This window comes from Phyllobacterium sp. P5_D12, from assembly GCF_054049495.1.
On the sequence record NZ_JBFUMG010000713.1, the window covers coordinates 1 to 1,930 of the forward strand.

The window sequence follows — 1,930 nt, forward strand, 5'->3', positions numbered from 1 at the left end:
AAACACCTCTGTCTGCTGGKCGCCCGACGTGAYGCCAACCGCCAAAGCACCGGCCAGAAAACCGGGAAAACCGATAAACCCCTCCGAGCCGAAAAAACGCCCAATCGCTGTTACCGCCGCACTCCCGCCGAAATAGAACAGATAGATGACGAGAAGATCGGGAATGCCGCGCAGTATGGTGGTGTATCCGTCAGCGATAGCCCGTATTGTCCTGCCGCCGGATATCTTTGCCCAAGCGCCGAATGTGCCGATGATCGAACCGATCAGAAAACCGGATATAGCGATGAGAATCGTCATCCAGGCTCCGGCGAGAAGAGCAGCACCCCACCCTCCCGATCCAAAGCTGATGACGTCAAGGAAGCCCGGCTGGTTCATGACCCACAGGATCCGGCTTCATAAAGACGATTGAACGGCATATCTGTGCCCTACTCTTGAAACTGCGCGTTCAATTTCCGCTGAATGTTGGCGTGAGGTCGAGCTTGYTCCACTTTTCCGAAAGCGCCTTGATGACGCCTGCCTCGGCAGCAGATTTGATCGCGATATCGAACTTTTCGCGAAGATCGGCCTCACCCTTGCGCGTGCCAAGCGCCACTTCCGTTGCAAGCATCGCGCCTTTGATAAGAGGGCCAGACATCTGCAGATCCTCATTGCCTGGCTTGGCCAACATCGAGGTTGCGTATACGCCGCTGTCGAAACCCGCATCGATACGTCCTGCCTTCAGGTCGAGATCGCGTTCGGGTGAACTCTTATAGGTGCGGACCGTAACTGCATTGCCAAAATAGGATTGAATAAGTTGTTCCTGGCTCGTCGAGCCGACAACGCCGACAGACTTGCCCTTGAGCTCCTTGCCAATCTCGRCCATCACAGGATCGGCCTTGGCATGATCGTTGAGATTAAGACGCTCGCCTGTCATGGGGAGCGCGGCCACCGTTCCATCCTTGAGGGTGAGGAAACTGGCAACGCCGCTCGCATAGGGAACCGTGAAGTCGACGACCTGCTTGCGCTTTTCATTGATGCCGAGCGTCATGACGAGATCGAACTTCCCGGCGTTCAGACTGGGGATCAGGCTTGTCCATTCGCCGGTGATGAGTTCGCATTCGACCTTGGCGCGCGTGCACAGGTCCTGGATCAGGTCGACATCGAAGCCCGACAATTTCCCCCCGGAGTCGATCATGTTCCAGGGCGGAAAGGCACCTTCGATCCCCACTTTGACATGGGTCCAGTCCTTGGCGTTTGCCGCCGTACCCGTGAATGACAAAGCGGCGACTACGATCGCCAACAGCAATTTCTTCTTCATCTTCATTCCCCTTTATTTGGAGGCCGCAGGGCCTCGTTTTGTTCGCGAACTGTTTTCAGGCCGCGTTCAGATCAGTACCGCCTCCAGTTCCGCATTGGCTTCCTGCAAGGCATGGAAAATGCGATTTCGCGTCTGACGCGCGTGCACGACATAAAACGGCAGCTCGGCCGAACCTTCCGGATGCCGCGCAAGTTGTCTTATCCCCTCCAATGATGGCCAGGCGGCATGCGGCAACGCTGAATCGTGATGGAAGCGCTCGCCGGTCGTATAGTTGAGCGGGACAAGCCGGCGCGAGGCGCGCACAAGCGCCGCATTGATACGCGAAGCATCGGCATCCGTGGCGGTCTTCGATGTCGCAAGCAGGCTTGCCGCATTGTCCCGGAGAGCTGACACACCGGTTTGGAGGGCGCTGATATCCAGCCTGTCGCCGAGCTGCTGCTTAAGGTGCGCGATTTCGTCAGCGAATGCACTGGCGTATGCCGTATAATCATAAGGCAGGATGCGACATCTCAGCAGATGTCGCAGAACCCGAAGAACTATACTCGTATCGCGAACAAGATTCTTCGGATCGATATGCTCCATCGTGTCATGCGGCGTATGCCACCACCAGCCGAGCGCGGCCAACATCTTCAC

2 protein-coding genes and 1 pseudogene are annotated in these 1,930 nt (G+C 56.9%); all 3 read right to left on the reverse strand.

What is annotated here, in order from left to right; all coding sequences use genetic code 11:
- Positions 1–375 (reverse strand): ABC transporter permease subunit (locus ACXJ5O_RS25585; protein WP_457302359.1); only part of this gene is annotated, 375 nt, incomplete at its 3' end.
- Between the two features lie 70 nt (positions 376–445).
- A complete protein-coding gene (locus ACXJ5O_RS25590; protein ID WP_457302360.1) occupies positions 446–1,297 on the reverse strand; it encodes a transporter substrate-binding domain-containing protein in 852 nt (283 codons plus the stop codon).
- Positions 1,298–1,363: 66 nt separating this feature from the next.
- Positions 1,364–1,930: pseudogene (locus ACXJ5O_RS25595) on the reverse strand (M28 family peptidase); the annotation flags it as partial.